Below are 22,014 nucleotides of genomic sequence, written 5' to 3'. Positions count from 1 at the left end.
CCGCGCTAGCCGTTCGCCGCGTGCGCGGCGCGCACGGCGGCGACGATGTTCGGGTACGCACCGCAGCGGCACAGATTGCCGCTCATGCGCTCGCGGATCTCGTCGTCCGACAGTTGTGCGGGCCGGCGTCGCACGTCGTCGGTGACGGCGCTCGCCGCGCCCGCCGAAAACTCGTCGAGCAGCGCGGTCGCAGAACACAGCTGGCCGGGCGTGCAGTAGCCGCACTGGAATGCATCGTGATCGACGAACGCACGCTGCATCGGGCTCAGCACGCCGCCGCGCGCGAGCCCCTCGACGGTCGTGATCCGCTCGCCTTCGTGCATCACCGCGAGCGTCAGGCACGCGTTGATGCGCCGCCCGTCGACGAGCACCGTGCACGCGCCGCATTGCCCGCGGTCGCAGCCCTTCTTCGTGCCGGTGAGGCCCGCGTATTCGCGCAGCGCGTCGAGCAGCGTGACGCGCGGTTCGAGCTGCAGCGTGTATTCGCGCCCGTTGATGTCGAGCCGCACGGGCTGCGCCGGGACCATATCGCGATGTGTCGCCGCAGGCGTGAATGTCGTGTGCGGCTGCTGCGGATGAACGTGCGATGCGGCGCCGACGGTCGCGGCCGCCGCCGATTGCAGAAAGCGGCGCCGTGCGGCGCTGGAGGGCGTATCGTGCGGTAACGGCGGCGACGCCGCATGGCCGGCCGCGAGCGGCGACGGGGCAGCATCGCTCGCGGGCTCGGTGGACGGGGGGATGGGTCGATCGCTTGACATGGCTTCTGCTCGCTCCCTGGTTGATGGATGCGGATACGCCGCCCGTGCCCGGTTGGCCGCGCGGGACAGCGCGTGCATCGGCGCTGCGAGCAATTCCGGTGCCGCAAGCCGACACGGGTCTTCGCCTGCGCCGGGCAGATTGCGTTCATGCGTTGCGAACGGACCGCACGCAGGTATCGGTTACCGCTCCTGTCACGTGCGTGCCGCTACGCTGGCGCGTGGCTGACCGTCGGCTGTCGATGCGGTAAAAAACACGCATTCGGCAGTGGCGCGGGCGACACATCGACCGACGCTGGCCAAAGGCGTCCGCAACGCCGTGCACGACACGTCGCATCGCGTGCATGGTTCGTCGCGTTGCACGCGCGTGTAAATGCGCGCGGCCACTACATCCGCCATGAAAATTCGGCGGGTCGACCCGGCTCCGCCGCCGTGAAAGCATACGGTCAGCATCACGAAAGCCGTTCGCGATCACGCGCCGGTCGCAAACGATTCACCGAATCGTCGCATCGCACGGGCATACTCGAAAACGTTTCCCGATCCGCCTGCCAGGAGAGAAGTGATGCGTCGTGTTGCCCTCGTCGTCGTTCTATGTGCCGCCGCATTCGCCGCCGCCTGCAGCGACGACGCGCCGCACGACGCGCACGCGACCGACGCCTCGCAACAGGCCGGCGCATCGTCCGGCGCCGCGAGCGCGTTCAACAGCGGCTCGGGCGCGAAAGCCGCCGCGTCCGATGCCGCGCCGCTCGCGCCGCCCGTCGTCCACTACCCGCCCGACGATGACGACGACGCGAAGCCCGCGACGAACGCGGGCGCGTCCGCCATCGCCGCGTCGTCGCCGCACTGATCCCGCCGTTCCTGTTGGTGTCCCCAGTCCCCGATCGCAGAACCGAGGTGAAATAACATGACGTCATCCAGCCGCCGCCGTTTCCTGCATACCGTCGCACAGTCGGCGGGCGCGGCCGTCGCGCTCAACGCGTTCCCCGAATCGATCCGCCGCGCGCTCGCGATTCCGGCCGCGCGCGGCACCGGCACGATCCGCGATGTCCAGCACATCGTCGTGTTCATGCAGGAGAACCGCTCGTTCGACCATTACTTCGGACACCTGCGCGGCGTGCGCGGCTACAACGACCGCTTCCCGATTCCGCTGCCGAACGGCAAGCCGGTGTGGTACCAGCCGTCGAAGGAAGACCCGGCGAAGCCCGTGCTGCCGTTCCGGCTCGACACGAAGACGACCAGCGCGCAGTGCCTGGGCGCGCTCGACCACTCGTGGGCGAAGACCCACGCGGCGATCGACGGCGGCCGCTACGACCAGTGGCCCGCGAACAAGACCGACATGACGATGGGCTATCACGTGCGCGAGGACATCCCGTTCCATTACGCGCTCGCCGATGCGTTCACCGTGTGCGACAACTACTTCTGCTCGCTGCCGGGGCCGACGCATCCGAACCGTTCGTACCTGATGACGGGCACGGTCGACCCGACCGGCAAGTTCGGCGGCCCGTTGCTCGACAACGCCGACTACGTCGACGGCGACCTGCCGCCCGCGTACCAGCTGCTGTCGTGGACGACCTTCCCCGAACGGCTCGAGGCGCGCGGCGTGTCGTGGCAGATCTACCAGCAGGGGCTCACGTGGGCCGATCCGTACAACGGCAACTACGGCACGAACATCCTGCAGAACTTCACGAACTTCATCAACGCGAAGCCGGGCTCGTCGCTGTACCAGCGCGCGCAGACGGTGCGCACGCTCGACAACCTGAAGGACGACGTGATCAACGACCGGCTGCCGCAGGTGTCGTGGCTGCTGCCGCCCGCCGTGTTCTCCGAGCATCCGAAATACACGCCGGCGTACGGCGCGAACTACACGTCGCAGATCCTCGACGCGCTGACGTCGAACCCGGACGTGTGGGCGAAGACGGTGCTGTTCATCATGTACGACGAAAACGACGGCTTCTTCGATCACGTCGTGCCGCCGCAGCCGCCGACCTCGGCCGCGCAGGGCGCATCGACCGTGACCACCGACGGCGAGCTGCATACGGTCGTGAATCCCGGCCGCGGCGGCAGCTACACGGCCGACGGGCTGCCGTACGGCCTCGGGCCGCGCGTGCCGATGACGGTCGTGTCGCCGTGGTCGAAGGGCGGCTTCGTGTGCTCACAGGTATTCGACCACACGTCGGTGATCCGCTTCATCGGCGAGCGCTTCGGCGTCGACGAGCCGAACATCACGCCGTGGCGCCGGACCGTCTGCGGCGATCTGACCGCCGCGTTCGACTTCCGCTCGTCCGACGCGACGTTCCCGACGCTGCCCGATACGAGCCAGTACCGCTCGATCGCCGACCAGCAATGCACGTCGCAACCCGCGCCGAGCGTGCCCGCGACGCCGTCGCCGATCGACCCGCAGGAACCCGGCGTGCGCCCGGCGCGCGCGCTGCCGTACGAACTGCACGTGAACGCGAGCCTCTACGGCGGCAACACGCTGCGCATCGAGTTCGCGAACCGCGGCAACCAGGGCGCGCACTTCCAGGTGTACGCGACCAACCGCACCGACGGCCCGTGGCGCTACACGGTCGGCGCGCGCCGCGTGCTGCACGCGGACTTCGACGTGACGGAGACGAACGGCGCGTATGCGTTCTCGGTGTACGGGCCGAACGGCTTCGTGCGGATGTTCGCGGGCAACGTGTCGGCCGCGACGGCGCGCCGGCGCAACCAGGCGCAGCCGGAGGTGAAAGCCGGCTACGACATCGCGAACGGCAACCTGTACCTGAAGCTGCGCAACCACGGCAGCGGTCACGTGACGCTGACGCTGACCGACAACGCGTACGGCACGCCCGCGCGCCAGGTGACCCTGCACGGCGGCGACGAACGCGTCGAGCAATGGGCGCTCGCGTCGAGCCACCACTGGTATGACGTGACGGTGAGCGACGGCGTGAACGGCACGTTCTCGCGCCGCTTCGCGGGCCACGTCGAGAACGGCCGGTCGAGCTACTCGGATCCGGCCGCGGTGCGCCCGGTCTCCGCGCCGTAAGCGCGGCGGCACGACGGCGCGCGGCGTCGGCCGCGCGGCGCGTGCCGTCGAATCTCAGATCGCGTGCGCGAGCGCGCGCTCGACGGGCGCGACGTCGAAGCCGTCGTCCGCGTCGCGAAAGCGCAGCGGCGCCGCGCAGTGCACCAGCGTGTCGATGAAGTACTTCGCGCGCGGCCACGGCCCGAAGCCGGCCGCGGTGTTGATGTGCCCCGCGTCGCCGAGGTTCACGAATGCGCTGCCGAGCCGCTGCGCGAGCGTGCGCGCATCGGCGAGCGGCATCCACGGGTCGGTTTCGCTGCCGATCACGATCGACGGCACCGCGAGCCGGCGCGCGTCGAACGGCCCCGCGAACGTGAATTTCTTCGGACTGGCGGGCGCGACGAGCAGCACGCCCGCGACGTCGGCCTCCTGCGGCCATTGCGCGAGCGCATGCGCGGCCGCGAGGCAGCCGAAGCTGTGCGCGGCCAGCACGAACGGGCCGCGCTCGCGTTCGAGCAGCACGCGCACGGACTGCGCCCAGCGCGCGAGATCGGGGGCGTCCCAGTCGGCCTGCTCGACCCGCAGCGCACGCGGGAACTGCCGCTCCAGCCAGGTCTGCCAGTGGGCGCCTTCGCTGCCGTGCAGGCCCGGAACGGTCACGAGCCGCGGCGGCCACGCCGATTTGCTGCATGCGCGCATGATTGCCCTCGCTTGCTTTGCTTGGAGACGAGGTTCGATTGTGGCGTGGCGTGCGCGGCGGCCGAACCAATATTTTGTGCTTTGCTTTTGCGCGGGACGGTAGCCGGGCGACCGCCGGCGCGGGCCTCGCGGTGCGGGCCGGCGGCCTCGCGGCGGCGCAATGCGCCGCGAAACCGTAGAATGTGGGCTTCCCGCTTGCCTTGCATCGGATCGAACCGGGCTCCCCGCGCCGGTTCCGATCGACAGGAGACGCCCGATGTCCGCTACGCCCGCCGGCGCGCTGCGCCCGTTCCATCTCGCCTTCCCCGTGTCGAGCCTCGCCGGCGCGCGCGCGTTCTACGGCGGCCTGCTCGGCTGCCCCGAGGGCCGCAGCTCGGAACACTGGGTCGACTTCGACTTCTTCGGCCATCAGCTCGTCGCGCACCTCGCGCCGGACGAAACCGGCAAAAGCGCGGTGAACCCGGTCGACGGCGACGACGTGCCCGTGCGCCATTTCGGCGTCGTGCTGTCGATGGACGAATGGCATGCGCTCGCCGACAAACTGAAGGCCGCGCATACGCGCTTCGTGATCGAGCCGCATATCCGCTTCAAGGGCGAGGTCGGCGAGCAGGCGACGATGTTCTTCCTCGATCCGTGCGGCAACGCGCTCGAGTTCAAGGCGTTCGCCGACATCGGCCAGCTGTTCGCGAAGTAAGCGCATGAAGATCCTGTTCTACTCGCCGCACCAGGAAGCCGGCGCCTGGCACGACGCGATCGCGCAGGCGCTGCCCGAGGCCGAGCTGCGCGCGTGGCAGCCGGGCGACACGGCTGCCGCCGACTACGCGCTCGTGTGGCGCGCGCCGCGCGAGCTGTTCGCGCCGCGCGACGGCCTGCGCGCGATCTTCAACCTCGGCGCGGGCGTCGATGCGCTGCTCGCGCTCGATCGCGCGCATCCCGGCACGCTGCCGCGCGACGTGCCGCTGGTGCGCCTCGAGGATTCGGGCATGGCGCGGCAGATGATCGAATACGTGACGCACGCGGTGCTGCGCTACCTGCGCCGCTTCGACGAATACGACGCGTTGCAGCGCGAGCGCCGCTGGCAGGTGCTGGAGCCGCATCCGCGCGCGAGCTTCACCGTCGCGGTGCTCGGCCTCGGCGTGCTCGGCGCGCAGGTCGCGCAGGCGCTCGCCGCGCTCGGCCTGCCGGTGCGCGGCTACAGCCGTAGCCCGAAACGGCTCGACGGCGTCGCGACCTTCGCGGGCGACGACGCGTTCGACGCGTGCGTCGACGGCGCGAAGGTGCTCGTCAACCTGCTGCCGAGCACGCACGATACCGACGGGATCCTGTCGGCGCGGACCTTCGCGAAGCTGGCGCCGGGCGCATACCTGGTGAACGTCGCACGCGGCGCGCATCTCGTCGAAGCCGACCTGCTCGACGCGCTCGCGAGCGGCCAGGTCGCCGCCGCGACGCTCGACGTGTTCCAGCACGAGCCGCTGCCGGTCGACCACCCGTTCTGGCACGCGCCGCGCATCACGATCACGCCGCACAGCTCGGCCGAGACGCTGCGCGACGAAGCCGTCGAGCAGATCGCCGGCAAGATCCGCGCGCTCGAGCGCGGCGAGCGCGTCGGCGGCATCGTCGACTACGCGCGCGGCTACTGAATTCCACCTATACGAGACCGGAGACAACCATGACGTTCCCCACCGCCGTCAAGATCGTCGAAGTCGGCCCGCGCGACGGGCTGCAGAACGAAAAGACCTTCGTACCGACCGACGTGAAGATCGCGCTCGTCGACCGGCTGTCGCGCGCCGGCTTCCGCAATATCGAGGCCGCATCGTTCGTGTCGCCGAAATGGGTGCCGCAGATGGCCGACGGCGCCGACGTGATGGCCGGCATCGAGCGCCGCCCGGGCACCGTGTATTCGGTGCTCACGCCGAACCTGAAAGGCTTCGAGAACGCGCTCGCCGCACGCGCCGACGAAGTGGTGATCTTCGGCGCGGCGAGCGAGGCATTCTCGCAGCGCAACATCAACTGCAGCATCGCGGAGAGCATCGCGCGCTTCGAGCCGGTCGCGAAGGCCGCGAAGGATGCCGGCCTGCGGCTGCGCGGCAGCGTGTCGTGCACGCTCGGCTGCCCGTACCAGGGCGAGGTGCCGGTCGCGTCGGTCGTCGACGTCGTCGAACGCTTCGCCGCGCTCGGCTGCGACGAGATCGACATCGCCGACACCATCGGCGTCGGCACGCCGAAGCGCACGCGCGAAGTGCTGTCGGCCGTCACGCGCGTGTTCCCGCGCGAACGGCTGTCGGGCCACTTCCACGACACCTACGGCCAGGCGCTCGCGAACATCTACGCGGCGCTGCTCGAGGGGATCGAGATCTTCCACGCGTCGGTCGCCGGCCTCGGCGGCTGCCCGTACGCGAAGGGCGCGACCGGCAACGTCGCGACCGAGGACGTGCTGTACCTGATGCAGGGCCTCGGCATCGACACCGGCATCGATCTCGCGCAGGTGGTCGCCGCCGGCGACTTCATCTCGAACGCGATCGGCCGCGCGAACGTGTCGCGCGCCGGTCGCGCGCTGCTCGCCAAGGCGCAGAGCGCGGCCGACGCGCCGAGCTGCGCGTGACCCCGACACTCACCGGACTCCCCATGACGACACCCGCTTCATTCGACTCTCTCCCCGATTCCGCGCGACGCGTCGCGCTGCTGCTGCGCGAACGCGGGCATGCGAAAGGGATCGTGATGCTCGCCGAAACCGGCAAGACCTCCGCCGAAGCCGCGGCCGGGCTCGGCTGCTCGGTCGCGCAGATCGCGAAGTCGATCCTGTTTCGCCGCGAATCCGACGGCCTGCCGGTGCTCGTCGTCGCGAGCGGCGTGAATCGCGTCGACGAGAAGAAGGTCGCCGCCCAGGTCGGCGCGGTCGGCCGCGCCGATGCGAAGTTCGTGCGCGACCATACCGGCTACGCGATCGGCGGCGTGTGCCCGATCGGCCATCTCGTCGAACCGGTCACGCTGATCGACGCCGACCTGCTCGAGCTCGACAGCCTGTGGGCCGCCGCCGGCCATCCGCACGCGGTGTTCAACCTGTCGCCGCAGGAACTCGTCGCGCTGACGGGTGCGCCGGTCGCCGACGTCGCATTGCGTAACGACGCATGAGCGACGCGCCGGTACCGGTCGGCACGGTCGCCTCGCCGTGCACCGACGTCTGCAGGATCGATCCGCGCACCGACTGGTGCGCGGGCTGCCTGCGCACGCGTGACGAGATCAAGGGATGGCGCGCGTCGGACGACGACGCGAGACGCGAGTTGCTCGCGCGGCTCGACGCGCGGCGGCGCCTGCTCGCACGGAGCGGCGCATAAAAAAATGCCGTTCGGCCTGCTTGGCGAACGGCATGAGATCGGAATCCTGTGAACGTGATCAACGTCACAGCCGCATCATACGAGCGACGCTGCAGCGTCGCATCGGGTGTTTCCCTACAACTCCTTACGGCCTGTCTGGCGCGCAATCCGCGTGCCCGGAGGCGACGCCGACGGGCCTGGCGGCAGGCCGTAGCGGCAAGTCGAATCGCACGACCGTTTCAGTTGCCGACCGCCGCGCGACGCGCGGGCACGATGCGCCAGCCGAGGTTCACGCCGGCCGCCGCGAGCAGGATCAGCAGCGCGCCGAGCACCTGCGTCCACGCGAGCGTCTGCCCGAACGCGATGCGATCGACGATGATCGCGACGACCGGATAGACGAACGACAGCGCGCCCGTCATCGCGACCGGCAGCTTCTGGATCGCGCCGTACAGCAGCACGTACATCAGGCCGGTGTTGACGACGCCGAGCACGACGAGATCGAGCCACTGCGCGGCCGTCGCCGGCAGCGTGTCGAAGTGCGCGAACGGCGCGAGCAGCACGATGCCGAGGCCGGCCTGCAGCAGTGCCAGCAGGTGCGGCGGCGTGCCCTTCAGGTGCTTCGTGACGATCGACGACACCGCGTACAGGAACGCCGCGCCGAGCGACAGCGCGACGCCTTCGAGATATTCGCCGGGCACCGCGAGCACGGCCGGCTCGACCCGCACCACGCAGACGAGCCCGATGAACGCGAGCGCGAGCCACGCGATCGTCGACGCGCTGATCCGTTCGCGGAACACGAGCGCGCCGAGTGCGACGAGCATGAACGGCTGCGTGTTGTAGACGGCGGTCGCCATCGAGATCGACGCACGCGAATACGCGGCGAACAGCAGCAGCCAGTTCGCGACGATCGCGACGCTGCCGAGCGTCGCGAGCGCGAGCATGCGCGGCGAGAACAGCGCGCGGCGCAGCAAGCCGAGCGCCGCGCAGACGATCGCGAGCGTCGCGGCGCCGAACAGGCAGCGGAAGAACACGACGTTGGTGAGCGGTTGCTGCGACGACATCACGAGCCAGCCGATCGTGCCGGACATCAGCATCGCGACGATCATCTCGGCGGCACCGCGGCGGATTTCGTTCGAGGCCATCATGGACTCCGTTTGGCGAGAGAAGATGACTTCGATTCTAGAAACTTGCTTTCCGTGCATCCACGGCTAAACTGAAGCGAAACGACCGATTCACCTTCGAAAGCAAAGCGATCATGTCGAAACGCCTTTCCCCGCCCGCCGTCGCGTCGCTGGACGCGACCGACCGCGCGATCCTCGCGGCGCTCGCCGAGGATGCGCGCATCGCCACCAGCGAGCTGGCGCGACAGATCGGGCTGTCGGCGCCCGCGACCGCCGATCGCGTGCGGCGGCTCGAGGCGCAGGGCGTGATCGCGGGCTTCACCGTCGAGCTCGATCCGCGCGCGCTCGGCTACACGCTGCAGGCGATCGTCCGCGTGAAGCCGCTGCCGGGACAGCTGCATCTGGTCGAGGAGGTGTTGCGGCGGATTCCGGAATTCGTCGAATGCGACAAGGTGACCGGCGAGGACTGCTTCATCTGCCGGCTCTACCTGCGCACGATCGAGCACCTCGACGACATCCTGTCGAAGGTGACGGAGCGCGCGGAAACGAGCACGGCGATCGTGAAATCGACGCCCGTGCCGCGCCGCCTGCCGCCGCTGGTCGAAGACGACGTCGCGCGCCGCTGATCCTCGAACGCTGACCGTCGACGCGCAGCAAGCGCCGCGCGACCGGCCGCGGCCGGCCCCGCTCACGCGGCCGCGTCGCGCGCTTCGAAGAACGCGAGCAGCTCGTCGATCAGCGCGACGGGCGCCTCTTCCGGAATGTAGTGCCCGCAATCGAGCGAGCGGCCGCTGACGTCGCGCGCGACGCGCCGCCATTCGTCGAGCGGATCGAAGCAGCGGCCGACGATCCCGTGCTCGCCCCACAGCACGCGCAGCGGGCACGCGACCTTGTTGCCGCGCTCGAGATCCGCGCGGTCGTGTTCGAGATCGATCGTCGCCGACGCGCGGTAGTCCTCGCACATCGCGTGTACGGCGCCCGGCTGCGCGAGCGCGGCGCGATACGCGGCGAGCGCCTCCGGCGCGAACGGCGCGAGCCCGGCCGAGCGGTTGCCCATCACGCGCTCGATGTACGCATCGGTGCGCCCTTCGATCAGCGTTTCGGGCAGCGGAGCCGGCTGGATCAGGAAGAACCAGTGGAAATACGCGGTCGCGAACGCACGGTCGGTCTGCTCGTACATCGCGAGCGTCGGCGCGATGTCGAGCAGCATCATCCGCTCGACGGCCGCCGGATGATCGAGCGCGAGGCGGTGCGCGACGCGCGCGCCGCGATCGTGCGCGCACACATGGAATTGCTCGAAACCGAAATGGCGCATCACGGCGACCTGGTCGGCCGCCATCGCGCGTTTCGAATACGGCGCGTGCCGCGCGTCGCTCGGCGGCTTGCCCGACGCGCCATAGCCGCGCAGGTCGGTCGCGATCACCGTGAAGTGATTCGCCAGCGTCGCGGCGACGCGATGCCAGATCATGTGGGTCTGCGGGTGGCCGTGCAGCAGCAGAAGCGGCGGCCCCGCGCCTCCTTTGACACCGAAGATGTCGGTGTCCTGCACCGTCACGCGAAACGGAGCAAACGCCTCAAACGACATGGTTTGTTTCTCGTTGGTTTGTTATGGCGGATATTGTAGGAGCGCCCGGCCGGCTGCTGCGCGCGCCAGATGCCCGAACGCGTAGAAAGAGAACACTCACTCGATTGTCGCCACGCCGCGCGGTTTGTTAAGCTCGCGTAGAATCGCACGACCGTTCGTATTAATATGAACGCGCGGCTGTACCGCTACACTCGAAGCACCGTTCGACCGCCAAGCATGCATGCCGGCGTCGGCGCGACCCGCGCCGGGCCCGGCCGCCCCTCGAGACTGGAGACATCACATGGCATTGCCCGCCGTCCTGCAGAACCTGACGCTGCCCGTCATCGCGTCGCCCATGTTCATCGTCAGCTACCCCGAACTCGTGCTCGCGCAATGCAAGGCGGGTATCGTCGGATCCTTCCCCGCGCTCAACGCCCGTCCGGCCGAACTGCTCGACGAATGGCTCACGCAGATCCAGTCCGAACTAGCCGACCACAAGGCGAAGCACCCGGACGCGGTGATCGGCCCGATCGCGGTCAACCAGATCGTCCATCAGTCGAACGTCCGGCTCGAGCACGACGTGCGCGTGTGCGTCGAGCACAAGGTGCCGATCTTCATCACGAGCCTGCGCGCGCCGGCGCGCGAGATCGTCGACGCGGTGCACAGCTACGGCGGCATCGTGCTGCACGACGTGATCAACCTGCGCCACGCGCAGAAGGCGCTCGAAGCGGGAGTCGACGGACTGATCCTCGTCGCGGCCGGCGCCGGCGGCCATGCGGGCACGACGTCGCCGTTTGCGCTCGTGGGCGAAGTGCGCAAGATGTTCGACGGCCCGATCGTGCTGTCCGGCGCGATCGCCAACGGCGGCTCGATCCTCGCCGCGCAGGCGATGGGCGCCGACTTCGCGTACATGGGCACGCGCTTCATCGCGACGCAGGAAGCGCACGCGGTCGAGGACTACAAGCACGCGATCCTCAACGCGAAATCGTCCGACATCGTCTACACGAACCTCTTCACCGGCGTGCACGGCAACTACATCCGCGAGAGCATCGAGAAGGCCGGCCTCGATCCGGACGCACTGCCGGAATCGGACAAGTCGAAGATGAATTTCGGCGGCGACAAGGCGAAGGCGTGGAAGGACATCTGGGGTGCCGGCCAGGGCGTCGGCCTGATGGACGACCTGCCGAGCGTCGGCGCACTCGTCGAGCGCCTGAAGCGCGAGTACGACGACGCGAAGGCACGACTCGGCATCGCGCGCTGACGCGGGCGGCGGGTTGCGCCACCGGCGCGCACGACGTCGGACCAAACAAAAAAGCGCGAACCGCAACGGCTCGCGCTTTTTTCATGTCCGCCACGCGGGCGGCCGGCGCCGGTCAGCCCGCGCGCTTGATCCGCGTGATCGGCAGCACGCGCAGGCGCGACTCGATCGACGGGCACAGCGACTGCCCTTCGAACCGTGCCGCGAGGAAGTCGACGAACGAGCGCACCTTCGCGGACACGTGGCGACGGCTCGCGTACACCGCATAGATCGGCGCCTCGTGCGGCGGCACGGCGTCGAGCAGCACCGGCACGAGCCGGCCGGATTCGATGTCGTCGCCGACCACCTCGGTGCCGAGCAGCGCGATGCCCGCGCCCGCGAGCACGGCTGCGCGCAGCCCCTCGAGATGGTTCACGATCAGGTTGCCGTTCAGGTTCACGCGCGACGCGGCGGCCGCGTCGATCACCAGCGAATCGAGCATCGTCGAATTCGAATCGCGACGCAGGTAGTTGTGATGCGCGAGATCGGCGATCGTCTGTGGCGTGCCGTGCTTGTCGAGATACTCGGGCGACGCGACCAGCAGGATGTGCGCGGTCGCGATCTGCCGCGCGACCAGCGACGACGATTTCAGCCCGTTCGGCGCCGCGCGCACCGCGACGTCGTAGCCTTCCTCGATCAGGTCGACCACGCGATCGGACAGCGTCACGTCGACGGTCACGTCCGGGAACCGACCCGCATAATCGGTGACGGCCTGCATCACGTGCCGCAATCCGAACGCGGACAGCGACGTCACGCGCAGGCGGCCCTGCGGCACCACGCTCGCGGCGCCGACCGCCTGTCCGGCTTCGTCGAGTTCCGACAGCGCCTGCACGAGGCGCTCATAGTATTCGCGTCCCGCCTCGGTCGGCGCGACACGTCGTGTCGTGCGATGCAGCAGCCGCGCGCCGAGCTGCTGCTCGAGATGCATCACGTGCTTGCTCGCCATCGCGGCCGACATCTGCATGCGCTCGGCCGCGCCGACGAAGCTGCCCACTTCGACGACGTAGCGAAACACATTCATGCTGACGAGGGTATCCATCGAACTAGCTCGCAATTCCTGGGAATTATGCAATTACGAGATAGGGTAACAAAGGCGAGGAAACAAAAAGGTCAACAAAGGCAAAACGGCGCCGCGAATAGCGGCGCCGTTTTTTCGGGGCGCAATGCCGGCACATGCGACGCGCGTTGTGTGCGCGTCCGAACCGACGAATCGTCAGAACTTCGCGCGGATGCCTGCGCCGAACGTATTGCCGCTCGACAGGCCGCTGATGTGGTCGTTCATGTACGCAGCGTAGACGTCGGTGCGCTTGGACAACGGATAGTCGTAGCCGACGGCCCAGGTCTGGCGCGTCTGGTCGAGGCCGCCGCCGTCGCGCGAGTACGCGTACGACGCCATTGCGTTGCCGACGCCGAGCGGCACCGACACGCCGCCCTGCGCGGTGTTCACGTGCCAGCTGCCGGCGACCTGGTCGTTCTTCGTATACATGTACTGGCCGAACAGCTTCACGTATTTCAGGTCGTAGGTCGCGCCGACCAGCCCGATGCCCTGGCTCTTCATGCCGGTCACGAGCGAGCTCAGGTCCTGCGGGCCGTTGTTGAAGTTCACGTACTGGTAGACAGCGGTCGCCGCGAACGGGCCGTTCGCGTAGTTGAACTGCGCGCTCCACTTCTTCGAGCGGTTGTCGCCGGCCGTGTTGCCGAGCGCGTACATCGCCGCGAAATTCAGGCCCCCGAACGAAGGTGACGTGTAGGACAGTGCGTTGTTCCAGCCCGAATCGCCGACCGCGCCCTGGTCGCTCGGATAGGTCGGGAACGTGCCGAGGCCGAGGAACACGTGGTACACCATCGGCGAGAAGGTGTACGAATCGTAGAACGGGTTGAACAGGATCGTCGACAGGAACAGGTGCGTGGTCAGGCGGCCCGCCGTCACCGTGCCGTACGGCGAGCTGACGCCGACATATGCGTTGCGCGCGAAGAACGTGTCGCCCTGGAAGCGGCCGAACTGGCCGTTCTGCGCACGGAAGAAGCTCTCCAGCGTGAAGATCGCCTTGTAGCCGTCACCGAGATCCTCGGCGCCGTGCAGGCCCCAGTAGGACGTCGACATCCCGCCGCCCGACACGTTCCATGCGCGATCGCCGCCCGGGAACTTGGTGGCGCCGACCCATTCGTCGACCTGACCGTAGAGCGAGACGCTCGACTGCGCGTGAACGGGTGCGGTTGCGGCCACGCAGGCGGCCGCGGCGATCAGCTTGACGGACGTGCGCGACGCACGGCGAGCGAATGCTTTCATGGGATCTCCAGGGTTTTGTCGAATGTCGATAAGTGGCGCGAGCGTTGTTGTTTGGAGCCGATTGCTTGCGTCGTATGGGGCGCAGCCATCTTTACGGAACCTGCGTCCCGTCAAAATTGCGCACACTTATTGCGGGTATAGCGGCAGCATTAACTTCGCGGAATCGGCACATGGCCAGGCGCGCCGCAGCGGCCCCGCGCGGTGCGGGCACGCGACGGGACGGCCGCGAGGGGCGCGCGTGCCGGGCGCGAAAGATAGCGCAATGCGACGGGAAAATCAGCGGAAATCTATGCGCGACTGTGGCGAATTCGCATCACAGCCGGCGGGGGAACGAACGCGCGGGGCGCTCAGTTTCGGTAGAACGGGGAGAAAAACGGCGAGTGGGAAGGCTCTTCCTGCGCGCGGGGCGGCGGCATCGGACGGCCGCCACGCTCTTCGTTGTAGCGCGCGACGTCGGCGCGGATCGAGCCGGCCCGCAACGGAACGTTGCCGCCGCCCGGCGGACGCGGCATCTGGCGGGACTCGGCGCTGATCGGACGATACGGGCTCTGCGCGGCGTAATGCCCGTAAGACGGCGTCGGACGCAGGCCCCAGCGGGAACCATAGCCGTTCACGCCGCCGGCACGCGCGCCGCCCGGCGGCAGCGCCCGGCGCCATACCTGCGCGTTGCCGGCCGGCTGGCCGTACATGCGCATGTCGCCGCCACCGAAACCGTGACCGAAGCCATGACCGCCGCCGAACGCCTGACCACCATGCGGCGGTTGCGCGAGCGCGAGCGGCATCAGCAGCGCGCCGAGCACGCCTGCCACCCATCGTCCGACCTTCAGTTTCACCCGTTCCGTCATCATTCAGTGCCTGTTGCCGCTCGCCGCCGGCTGTTTCCGGCCGACGCAAGCCTTTCAGCAGTAATTTATGAGCGGTCCCAAACGGTGTCGAGCCAAAAAGTGTTATGTCGCGGGCATCGGTGTAACACCATGTTACTGCTAGGTTTTTTCACTTCAGGGTGGGATCGCGACAGAACATTCTTCTGCCGCTTCGCACGTCGCCGGGCCGCCGCGGGCGTGCCGTGTTGCGCAGCCGCATCATGCAATCGATTCATCAATGGATTCGTACAATGAATTTGTTTATTGAATGACCAACCGGGACAATACCGGCTTCGCGCGCGCGACATGTGCGCCCGCCGTTTCCGAATCGAGTTCCCCGATGGCCCGTCCCCGTTTTCTTCCCGACAACTTCACGCTCGCGCTCGTCGGCACCGTCGTGCTCGCGAGCCTGCTGCCGTGCCGCGGCCCGGCCGCCCATGCGTTCAATTGGGCGACCAACATCGCGGTCGGCCTGCTGTTCTTCCTGCACGGCGCGAAGCTGTCGCGAGAAGCCGTCGTCGCGGGCGCGACCCACTGGCGGCTGCATGCGGTCGTGCTGCTCAGCACGTTCGCGCTGTTCCCGCTGCTCGGCCTCGCGCTGAAGCCCGTGCTGCAGCCGCTCGTCACGCCGACGCTGTATGCCGGCGTGCTGTTCCTGTGCACGCTGCCGTCGACCGTCCAGTCGTCGATCGCGTTCACGTCGATCGCGAAGGGCAACGTGCCGGCCGCCGTGTGCGCGGCATCGGCGTCGAGCCTGCTCGGGATCTTCGTGACGCCGGCGCTCGTCGGGCTGATGATCACGTCGCAGTCGGCCGCGGCCGCGTCGCCGTGGAGCACCATCGGCAGCATCGTGATGCAGCTGCTCGTGCCGTTCATCGCCGGCCAGCTGCTGCGGCCCGTGATCGGCGGCTGGATCGAACGCAACCGCGGCGTGCTGCGCTTCGTCGACCAGGGCTCGATCCTGCTCGTCGTCTACGTCGCGTTCAGCGAGGCCGTGAACCAGGGGCTGTGGCACCAGATTCCGGCGCGCGCGCTCGGCGGCCTGCTGATCGTCAACGTCGTGCTGCTCGTGATCGCGCTGGGGCTGACCGCGTTCGTCAGCAAGCGGCTCGGCTTCAACCGCGCCGACCAGATCACGATCATTTTCTGCGGGTCGAAGAAGAGCCTCGCGGCCGGCGTGCCGATGGCGAAGGTGATCTTCTCCGCGCAGGCGGTCGGCGCGATCGTGCTGCCGCTGATGCTGTTCCACCAGATCCAGCTGATGGCCTGCGCGGCGCTCGCGCAACGCTGGGGCGCGCGCGACACGAGCGGCGAGCGCGACGGCGACGCGGGTGCGGCCGGTGCCGCACGCGGGCGCGGTGCGCTGAGCGCGGGCAAGCGCTGACGCGGGAGGCTGCGCGGCCGGCATGACTGGCCGCGCTGGGGTGTTCGCCTCTCGCCTCTCGCCTCTCGCTTCTCGCTTCTCGCTTCTCGCTTCTCGCTTCGCGCTTTCCGCCTCCCGCCTCCCGCCTCCCGCCTCCCCGCCGCGCAGCCCGCCGCGACGCATGCACCATCGACGCGCATCGCGTCACGAAATCTTCATTCAATTCTCCGCACGCACTGCCGTTAAAGTCGGGCGTCCCGTCGTCTCGGCCGCCCCCCTCCATGCCCGCGCCCCATCCCGACTCGCCCGCTGCCCCCACCACCCACCTGATCGCGGAACGCGCGCTCGCGGCCGTGTTCCAGCCGATCGTCGATCTCGGATCGGGCACGGTCGTCGGTTACGAAGGCCTGATCCGCGGCCCGCGCGGCACCGACCTCGAGCCGCCGGCCGCACTGTTCGCGCAGGCCGCCCGCGACGGCACGACCGTCGCGCTCGAACAGGCGGCCGCGCGCACCTGCCTCGACGCATTCGCGGCGCTCGGCTGCGACGGCAAGCTGTTCCTCAACTTCAGCGCGGGCACGATCCTGCAACTCGCGCGCGAACGCGAGCGCGCGCGGCAACTGCTCGTGCGCGCGCGGATCGGCGCCGAGCGCATCGTGATCGAGCTGACCGAGCAGACCGCGCTGCCGGACGTCGCACGCATCGGGCCGGCGGTCGCCTCGCTGCGCGACGCCGGCATCCAGTTCGCGCTCGACGACTACGGCACCGCGAACGCGAGCATGAACCTGTGGCTGCGCCTGCACCCGGATGTCGTGAAGATCGACCGCTTCTTCATCCACGACATCGCGCGCGATCCGCTCAAGTTCGAGGCGGTCAGGGCGATGCAGCACTTCGCGCAGGCAAGCGGCGCGCAACTGATCGCGGAAGGGATCGAGAACGAGTGCGACCTGCTCGTCGTGCGCGACATGGGCATCGGCTGCGTGCAGGGCTTCCTGCTCGGGCGGCCGGACGCGCAACCCTCGCCGGTCGTCGCGCCGGCCGCGCGCGACGCGATCCGCGCCCCGCACATCGCGGTGTTTCCCGGTGCGACCCGCGCCGTGCGGCCGGCCGGCACGATCGCGGCGAAGATGCTCGTCGCCGCGCCGGCGCTGCCGCGCGACGCGACCAACAACGACGTGCTCGACCTGTTCAACCGGATGCCCGCGCTGCACGCGGTCGCGCTCGTCGAACGCGACCAGCCGGTCGCGCTCGTGAACCGGCGCGGCTTCATCGACCGCTTCGCGCTGCCGTACCACCGCGAGGTGTTCGGGAAGAAGCCGTGCCTGCAGTTCGCGAACGACGCGCCGCTGATGATCGACAACGCGACGACGGTCGAGCAGCTCGCGATGCTGCTCGCGAGCCACGACCAGCGCTACCTCGCGGACGGCTTCGTGATCACCGAACACGGCCGCTACGTCGGGCTCGGCACCGGCGAAAGCCTCGTGCGCGCGGTGACCGAAATGCGCATCGAGGCCGCGCGCTACGCGAATCCGCTGACGTTCCTGCCCGGCAACATCCCGATCAGCGCGCATATCGAGCGCCTGCTGGCGCGCGACGCCGGCTTCCACGCGTGCTACGTCGACCTGAACCAGTTCAAGCCGTTCAACGACCAGTACGGCTACTGGCAAGGCGACGAAGTGCTGAAGTTCGCGGCGACGGTGCTGGCCGGCGTGTGCGATCCGCAACGCGACTTTCTCGGACACGTCGGCGGCGACGATTTCCTCGTGCTGTTCCAGCGCGACGACTGGCACGCGCGCGCGGCCGACGCGATCGCGCGCTTCAACGACGGCGCGCAGCGCTTCTACACGCAGGCCGACCGGCTGGCGGGCGGGCTGCGCGGCGAGGACCGCTACGGCAACCCCGCGTTCTTCGGCTTCGTGACGATGGCGATCGGTGTGGTCGGCGTGCCGGCCGGCGCGAACGGCGCGATACGCTACGGCAGCGACGAGATCGCATCGGTCGCGGCGCTCGCGAAGCGACGCGCGAAACAGCAGCCGGGCGGGCTCGCGGTCGTCGATCTGGACGCGGGCCGCGCGGCGCTGCGCGATCGCGGCGAGCCGCCACTCGCGGCGGCAGGCTGAGTGACGGGCGGTTGCCGGTCGCAGGCAGGTCGCCAACCCGCCCGAGCGACGTTGCCGGTGCCGCGCCGACCCGGCCGGGCCGCGCCCCGGCAACCGCCGGCCGATCGCCCCGCCGGCTCCGTTCACGCCGGGCAGCGGAACGTGCCGGACGCTCCACCTGCCGGCACCGCCACATTCCGCGTGATCACCTTGCCTTTTCCGCGTTTTGTTTAGTATTTTTAGTAACGGCGTTTTCGCAGATTAGCTCGCAAAAACCCGCTATTTCCGGGTATTCCCCGGTTATCCGGCCCGAATTAGGCGCCGCGTTTACTATACAATCGCCGTCACCCTAAACAAACCGGATCCCGAACGATGGGCACCACCATTCGCGACGTAGCGCGGGCGGCAGAGGTCTCGATCGGCACCGTCTCCCGCGCGCTGAAAAACCAGCCGGGCCTGTCCGAAGCCACGCGAGCGCGCATCGTCGAGATCGCGCAGCGGCTCGGCTACGACCCGGCCCAGTTGCGGCCGCGCATCCGCCGGCTCACCTTCCTGCTGCACCGCCAGCACAACCGCTTTCCCGCCAGCCCGTTCTTCTCGCACGTGCTGCACGGCGTCGAGGACGCGTGCCGCGAGCGCGGCATCGTGCCGACGCTGCTCACGGTCGGCCCGAACGACGACGTGCTGCGCCAGATGCGCCCGCACGCGCCCGACGCGATCGCGGTGGCCGGCTTCATCGAGCCCGAGACGATCGAGGCGCTCGCCGCGACCGGCCGGCCGCTCGTGCTGATCGACCTGTGGGCGCCCGGCCTGCGCTCGGTGAACATCGACAACGCGACGGGCGCGGCGCTCGCGATGCGTCACCTGCTCGCGATGGGCCGCTCGCGGATCGCGTTCATCGGCGGCTCGGCCGCGCACTACAGCATCGCGCAGCGCGCGATCGGCTACCGGCGCGCGTTCTTCGAGGCCGGGCGGCTGTTCGATCCCGCGTACGAAGTGACGATCGACGCCGGGCTCGACCCCGACACCGGCGCCGCGCGGGCGATGCAGCAGCTGCTCGACGCGCCGGGCCCGCGCCCGGACGCCGTGTTCGCGTACAACGACGCCGCCGCGCTGGCCGCGCAGCGCGTGTGCCTCGCGCGCGGCGTGCGGATTCCGGAAGACATCGCGATCGTCGGCTTCGACGACATCCCGGCCGCCGCGCACGCGAACCCGCCGCTCACGACGCTCGCCGTCGACAAGGAAGCGCTCGGCCGCCGCGGCGTCGAACTGCTGCTCGCCGAAGCCCCCGAGCGCACCGAGATCTCCCTGCCCGTCGAGCTGATCGTACGGGCCAGCAGCCAGCCCGCCGGCTCACCGGCGCTCGATACCGCCACGGTCACCGAATCATGAACATGCCCCCGGCCCAATCCCGCACGGCCACGCCGGCCAACCACGCGCAAGCGGCACCGTTCGTCGCGAGCTTCCGCGATCCGTCGTTCCTGCTGTCGCACGTCGAGGACACGCTGCGGTTCTACGCGACGAACGCGTTCGACCCGACGGGCGGCTTCCGCCACTATTTCCGCGACGACGGCAGCGTCTACAACCGCACGTCGCGGCATCTGGTCAGCAGTTGCCGGTTCGTCTTCAACTACGCGATGGCGTACCGGCATTTCGGCGATCCGCGCCATCTCGACTACGCGCGCCACGGGCTGCGCTTCCTGCGCGACGCGCACTGGGACGAGGCGCTGCAAGGCTACGACTGGGAGCTCGACTGGCGCGACGGCACGAAGCACGCGACGCTCGACGGCACGCGCCATTGCTACGGGCTCGCGTTCGTGCTGCTGGCCGCCGCGCACGCGACGATGGCCGGCATCGACGAAGCGCGCGCGCTGATCGCGTCGACCTACGAGCTCGCCGAACACCGCTTCTGGGATGCGGCCGCCGGCCTCTACGCGGACGACGCGACGCCGAACTGGATCGTGTCGTCGTACCGCGGCCAGAACGCGAACATGCACATGACGGAAGCGCTGCTCGCGGCATACGAGGCGACCGGCCACCTCACCTACCTCGATCGCGCGGAAAAGCTCGCGACCCACATCACGCAGCGCCAGGCCGCGCTGTCGGGCGGCCTCGTGTGGGAGCACTACCACGCGGACTGGTCGGTCGACTGGGACTACAACAAGGAAGACAGCTCGAACATCTTCCGTCCGTGGGGCTTCCAGCCCGGGCACCAGACCGAATGGGCGAAGCTGCTCCTGATCCTGGAGCGGCACCGCCCGCTCGACTGGCTCGTGCCGCGCGCGGCCGAGCTGTTCGACGCGGCGCTCACGCACGCATGGGACGCCGATCACGGCGGCCTCTGCTACGGCTTCGGCCCCGACTTCACGATCTGCGACCACAACAAGTATTTCTGGGTGCAGGCGGAGACCTTCGCAGCGGCCGCGATGCTCGGCGCGCGCACCGGCAGCGAGCGTTTCTGGGATTGGTACGACGAGATCTGGCGCTACAGCTGGGCGCATTTCGTCGATCACCGCTACGGCGCGTGGTATCGGATCCTCACCTGCGACAACCGCAAGTACAGCGACGAGAAAAGCCCGGCCGGCAAGACCGACTATCACACGATGGGCGCGTGCTACGACGTGCTCGCGACCCTCGCGCGGGCGGCGCGCAGCGAGCCGACGCAATGAGCGGCGGCACCTTTCCGGCCTTCGTGTCGGCGGGCGACATCCTGACCGACATGGTGCGCGCAGGCGACGCGCAGTGGACCTCGGTGCCGGGCGGCGCCGGCTGGAACGTCGCGCGCGCGGTCGCGCGGCTCGGCCTGTCGAGCGCGCTCGCGGGCGCGATCGGCGAGGACTGCTTCTCCGACGTGCTGTGGCGCACCAGCGAGGCCGCCGGGCTCGACCTGCGCTTCCTGCAGCGGGTCCCGCGTGCGCCGCTGCTCGCGATCGTCCACGAGACGCGGCCGCCCGCGTACTTCTTCATCGGCGAAGCGAGCGCGGACCTCGCGTTCGACCCGGCGCGGCTGCCGGCCGGCTGGGCCGCTCACGTGAAATGGGCGCACTTCGGCTGCATCAGCCTGGTGCGCGAGCCGCTCGCGGGCACGCTCGTCGCGCTCGCGGCCGACCTGCACGCGCGCGGCGTGAAGATCAGCTTCGATCCGAACTACCGGAACCTGATGACGGCCGCGTACCGGCCGACGCTGGAGACGATGGCCGCGCTCGCCGACCTGATCAAGGTCTCCGACGAGGACCTGCGCCACCTGTTCGGCGGCGACGGCCCCGACGCGGTCGCGGCGGTGCGCGCGCTGAATCCGCGCGCGGCCGTGCTCGTCACACGCGGCGCGCAGGCGGCGACGCTGTACGCGGACGGCGACGTGCTCGAGGCCAGCCCGCCGCGCGTCGAGGTGGTCGACACCGTCGGCGCCGGCGACGCGTCGATCGGCGGCATGCTGTTCAGCCTGATGGCCGCGCCGCAGCGGTCGTGGCGCGAGCATCTCGCGTTCGCGCTCGCGGCGGGCGCCGCCGCATGCCGGCACACGGGCGCGCACGCGCCGACGCTCGACGAGGTCGTCGCGCTGCTCGAAGGGTGACGGGATGATGACGGCGCGCTGATCGGTCGCCGATATGCGGCGCTGTACATGCTGCGCCGCAGTGCTACGAT

Annotated in this window: 21 protein-coding genes; 14 read left to right on the top strand and 7 right to left on the bottom strand. The window is 69.3% G+C overall.

The genetic code is table 11. The features are described 5' to 3' along the window. Positions 1-5: 5 nt before the first annotated feature. Complete coding sequence (locus DIE04_RS26580; protein ID WP_124520630.1) at positions 6-758, bottom strand: (2Fe-2S)-binding protein; 753 nt, start codon at positions 756-758, stop codon at positions 6-8. Between the two features lie 559 nt (positions 759-1,317). On the opposite strand from DIE04_RS26580, the gene DIE04_RS26575 reads away from it, so the two are divergent. Continuing rightward, complete coding sequence (locus DIE04_RS26575; RefSeq protein WP_124520629.1) at positions 1,318-1,602, top strand: hypothetical protein; 285 nt, start codon at positions 1,318-1,320, stop codon at positions 1,600-1,602. A gap of 57 nt (positions 1,603-1,659) precedes the next feature. Then, positions 1,660-3,780, top strand: coding sequence for a phosphocholine-specific phospholipase C (locus DIE04_RS26570; protein ID WP_124520627.1), 2,121 nt, complete (start codon positions 1,660-1,662; stop codon positions 3,778-3,780). Positions 3,781-3,834: 54 nt separating this feature from the next. Here DIE04_RS26570 and DIE04_RS26565 read toward each other — a convergent pair whose 3' ends face one another. Next, entirely contained in the window at positions 3,835-4,458 is a 624-nt protein-coding gene (locus DIE04_RS26565) for an alpha/beta hydrolase (RefSeq protein ID WP_124486609.1), read from the bottom strand. Positions 4,459-4,714: 256 nt separating this feature from the next. Between DIE04_RS26565 and DIE04_RS26560 the strand changes: the two genes are divergently transcribed. The 5 genes from DIE04_RS26560 to DIE04_RS26540 are packed head-to-tail and all read left to right on the top strand — an operon-like array spanning position 4,715 to position 7,793. Then, positions 4,715-5,152 (top strand): VOC family protein, encoded by a 438-nt coding sequence (locus DIE04_RS26560; RefSeq protein WP_044846155.1) that lies wholly within the window; start codon positions 4,715-4,717, stop codon positions 5,150-5,152. 4 nt (positions 5,153-5,156) lie between these two features. Next, the gene (locus DIE04_RS26555) at positions 5,157-6,098 is read left to right on the top strand and encodes a glyoxylate/hydroxypyruvate reductase A (protein ID WP_124520625.1); all 942 of its coding nucleotides are present in this window, start codon (positions 5,157-5,159) and stop codon (positions 6,096-6,098) included. A gap of 29 nt (positions 6,099-6,127) precedes the next feature. Further along, complete coding sequence (locus DIE04_RS26550) at positions 6,128-7,060, top strand: hydroxymethylglutaryl-CoA lyase (protein WP_124486611.1); 933 nt, start codon at positions 6,128-6,130, stop codon at positions 7,058-7,060. A gap of 23 nt (positions 7,061-7,083) precedes the next feature. After that, positions 7,084-7,590, top strand: a complete 507-nt coding sequence (locus tag DIE04_RS26545) for a YbaK/EbsC family protein (RefSeq protein WP_044846152.1) — start codon at positions 7,084-7,086, stop codon at positions 7,588-7,590. Next, complete coding sequence (locus DIE04_RS26540) at positions 7,587-7,793, top strand: DUF1289 domain-containing protein (protein ID WP_124520624.1); 207 nt, start codon at positions 7,587-7,589, stop codon at positions 7,791-7,793. Before DIE04_RS26545 ends, DIE04_RS26540 begins: the two co-directional genes overlap by 4 nt. A 218-nt stretch (positions 7,794-8,011) precedes the next feature. On the opposite strand, the gene DIE04_RS26535 is transcribed toward DIE04_RS26540, so the two are convergent. After that, on the bottom strand, positions 8,012-8,914 hold the full coding sequence (locus DIE04_RS26535; protein WP_124486613.1) for a DMT family transporter: 903 nt from the start codon (positions 8,912-8,914) through the stop codon (positions 8,012-8,014). 113 nt (positions 8,915-9,027) lie between these two features. Here DIE04_RS26535 and DIE04_RS26530 point away from each other — a divergent pair, with 113 nt between their 5' ends. Beyond that, entirely contained in the window at positions 9,028-9,519 is a 492-nt protein-coding gene (locus DIE04_RS26530; protein WP_124520623.1) for an Lrp/AsnC family transcriptional regulator, read from the top strand. A gap of 62 nt (positions 9,520-9,581) precedes the next feature. On the opposite strand, the gene DIE04_RS26525 is transcribed toward DIE04_RS26530, so the two are convergent. Continuing rightward, complete coding sequence (locus tag DIE04_RS26525) at positions 9,582-10,478, bottom strand: alpha/beta fold hydrolase (RefSeq protein WP_124520622.1); 897 nt, start codon at positions 10,476-10,478, stop codon at positions 9,582-9,584. 280 nt (positions 10,479-10,758) lie between these two features. On the opposite strand from DIE04_RS26525, the gene DIE04_RS26520 reads away from it, so the two are divergent. Then, positions 10,759-11,718: a nitronate monooxygenase family protein gene (locus tag DIE04_RS26520; protein WP_044846149.1), complete on the top strand. Its 960-nt coding sequence runs from the start codon at positions 10,759-10,761 to the stop codon at positions 11,716-11,718. Positions 11,719-11,830: 112 nt separating this feature from the next. On the opposite strand, the gene DIE04_RS26515 is transcribed toward DIE04_RS26520, so the two are convergent. The 3 genes from DIE04_RS26515 to DIE04_RS26505 all read right to left on the bottom strand — a co-directional run bounded on the left by DIE04_RS26515 (position 11,831) and on the right by DIE04_RS26505 (position 14,889). After that, positions 11,831-12,793, bottom strand: coding sequence for a LysR family transcriptional regulator (locus DIE04_RS26515; RefSeq protein WP_044846148.1), 963 nt, complete (start codon positions 12,791-12,793; stop codon positions 11,831-11,833). 174 nt (positions 12,794-12,967) lie between these two features. Then, the gene (locus DIE04_RS26510) at positions 12,968-14,044 is read right to left on the bottom strand and encodes a porin (protein WP_044846147.1); all 1,077 of its coding nucleotides are present in this window, start codon (positions 14,042-14,044) and stop codon (positions 12,968-12,970) included. Between the two features lie 347 nt (positions 14,045-14,391). Further along, on the bottom strand, positions 14,392-14,889 hold the full coding sequence (locus DIE04_RS26505; RefSeq protein ID WP_124520758.1) for a peptide-binding protein: 498 nt from the start codon (positions 14,887-14,889) through the stop codon (positions 14,392-14,394). 358 nt (positions 14,890-15,247) lie between these two features. Here DIE04_RS26505 and DIE04_RS26500 point away from each other — a divergent pair, with 358 nt between their 5' ends. The 5 genes from DIE04_RS26500 (at position 15,248) to DIE04_RS26480 (ending at position 21,943) form a co-directional block, all read left to right on the top strand. After that, on the top strand, positions 15,248-16,291 hold the full coding sequence (locus DIE04_RS26500; protein WP_124520621.1) for a bile acid:sodium symporter family protein: 1,044 nt from the start codon (positions 15,248-15,250) through the stop codon (positions 16,289-16,291). Between the two features lie 260 nt (positions 16,292-16,551). Beyond that, positions 16,552-18,390, top strand: coding sequence for a phosphodiesterase (locus tag DIE04_RS26495; protein WP_124520620.1), 1,839 nt, complete (start codon positions 16,552-16,554; stop codon positions 18,388-18,390). Positions 18,391-18,741: 351 nt separating this feature from the next. Continuing rightward, positions 18,742-19,761 carry a LacI family DNA-binding transcriptional regulator gene (locus DIE04_RS26490; RefSeq protein WP_124520619.1) on the top strand — a complete coding sequence of 340 codons (1,020 nt, stop codon included), beginning with the start codon at positions 18,742-18,744 and terminating at the stop codon, positions 19,759-19,761. Then, positions 19,758-21,038, top strand: a complete 1,281-nt coding sequence (locus DIE04_RS26485; protein ID WP_124520618.1) for an AGE family epimerase/isomerase — start codon at positions 19,758-19,760, stop codon at positions 21,036-21,038. The genes DIE04_RS26490 and DIE04_RS26485 overlap by 4 nt, the downstream gene beginning before the upstream one ends. Further along, complete coding sequence (locus DIE04_RS26480) at positions 21,035-21,943, top strand: carbohydrate kinase (RefSeq protein WP_124486619.1); 909 nt, start codon at positions 21,035-21,037, stop codon at positions 21,941-21,943. The genes DIE04_RS26485 and DIE04_RS26480 overlap by 4 nt, the downstream gene beginning before the upstream one ends. The last annotated feature ends 71 nt before the right edge of the window (positions 21,944-22,014 follow it).

The organism is Burkholderia sp. Bp8994 (assembly GCF_003853805.1).
In the GTDB taxonomy this organism is placed as follows: domain Bacteria; phylum Pseudomonadota; class Gammaproteobacteria; order Burkholderiales; family Burkholderiaceae; genus Burkholderia.
This window is presented reverse-complemented; position numbering and strand designations above follow the sequence as displayed.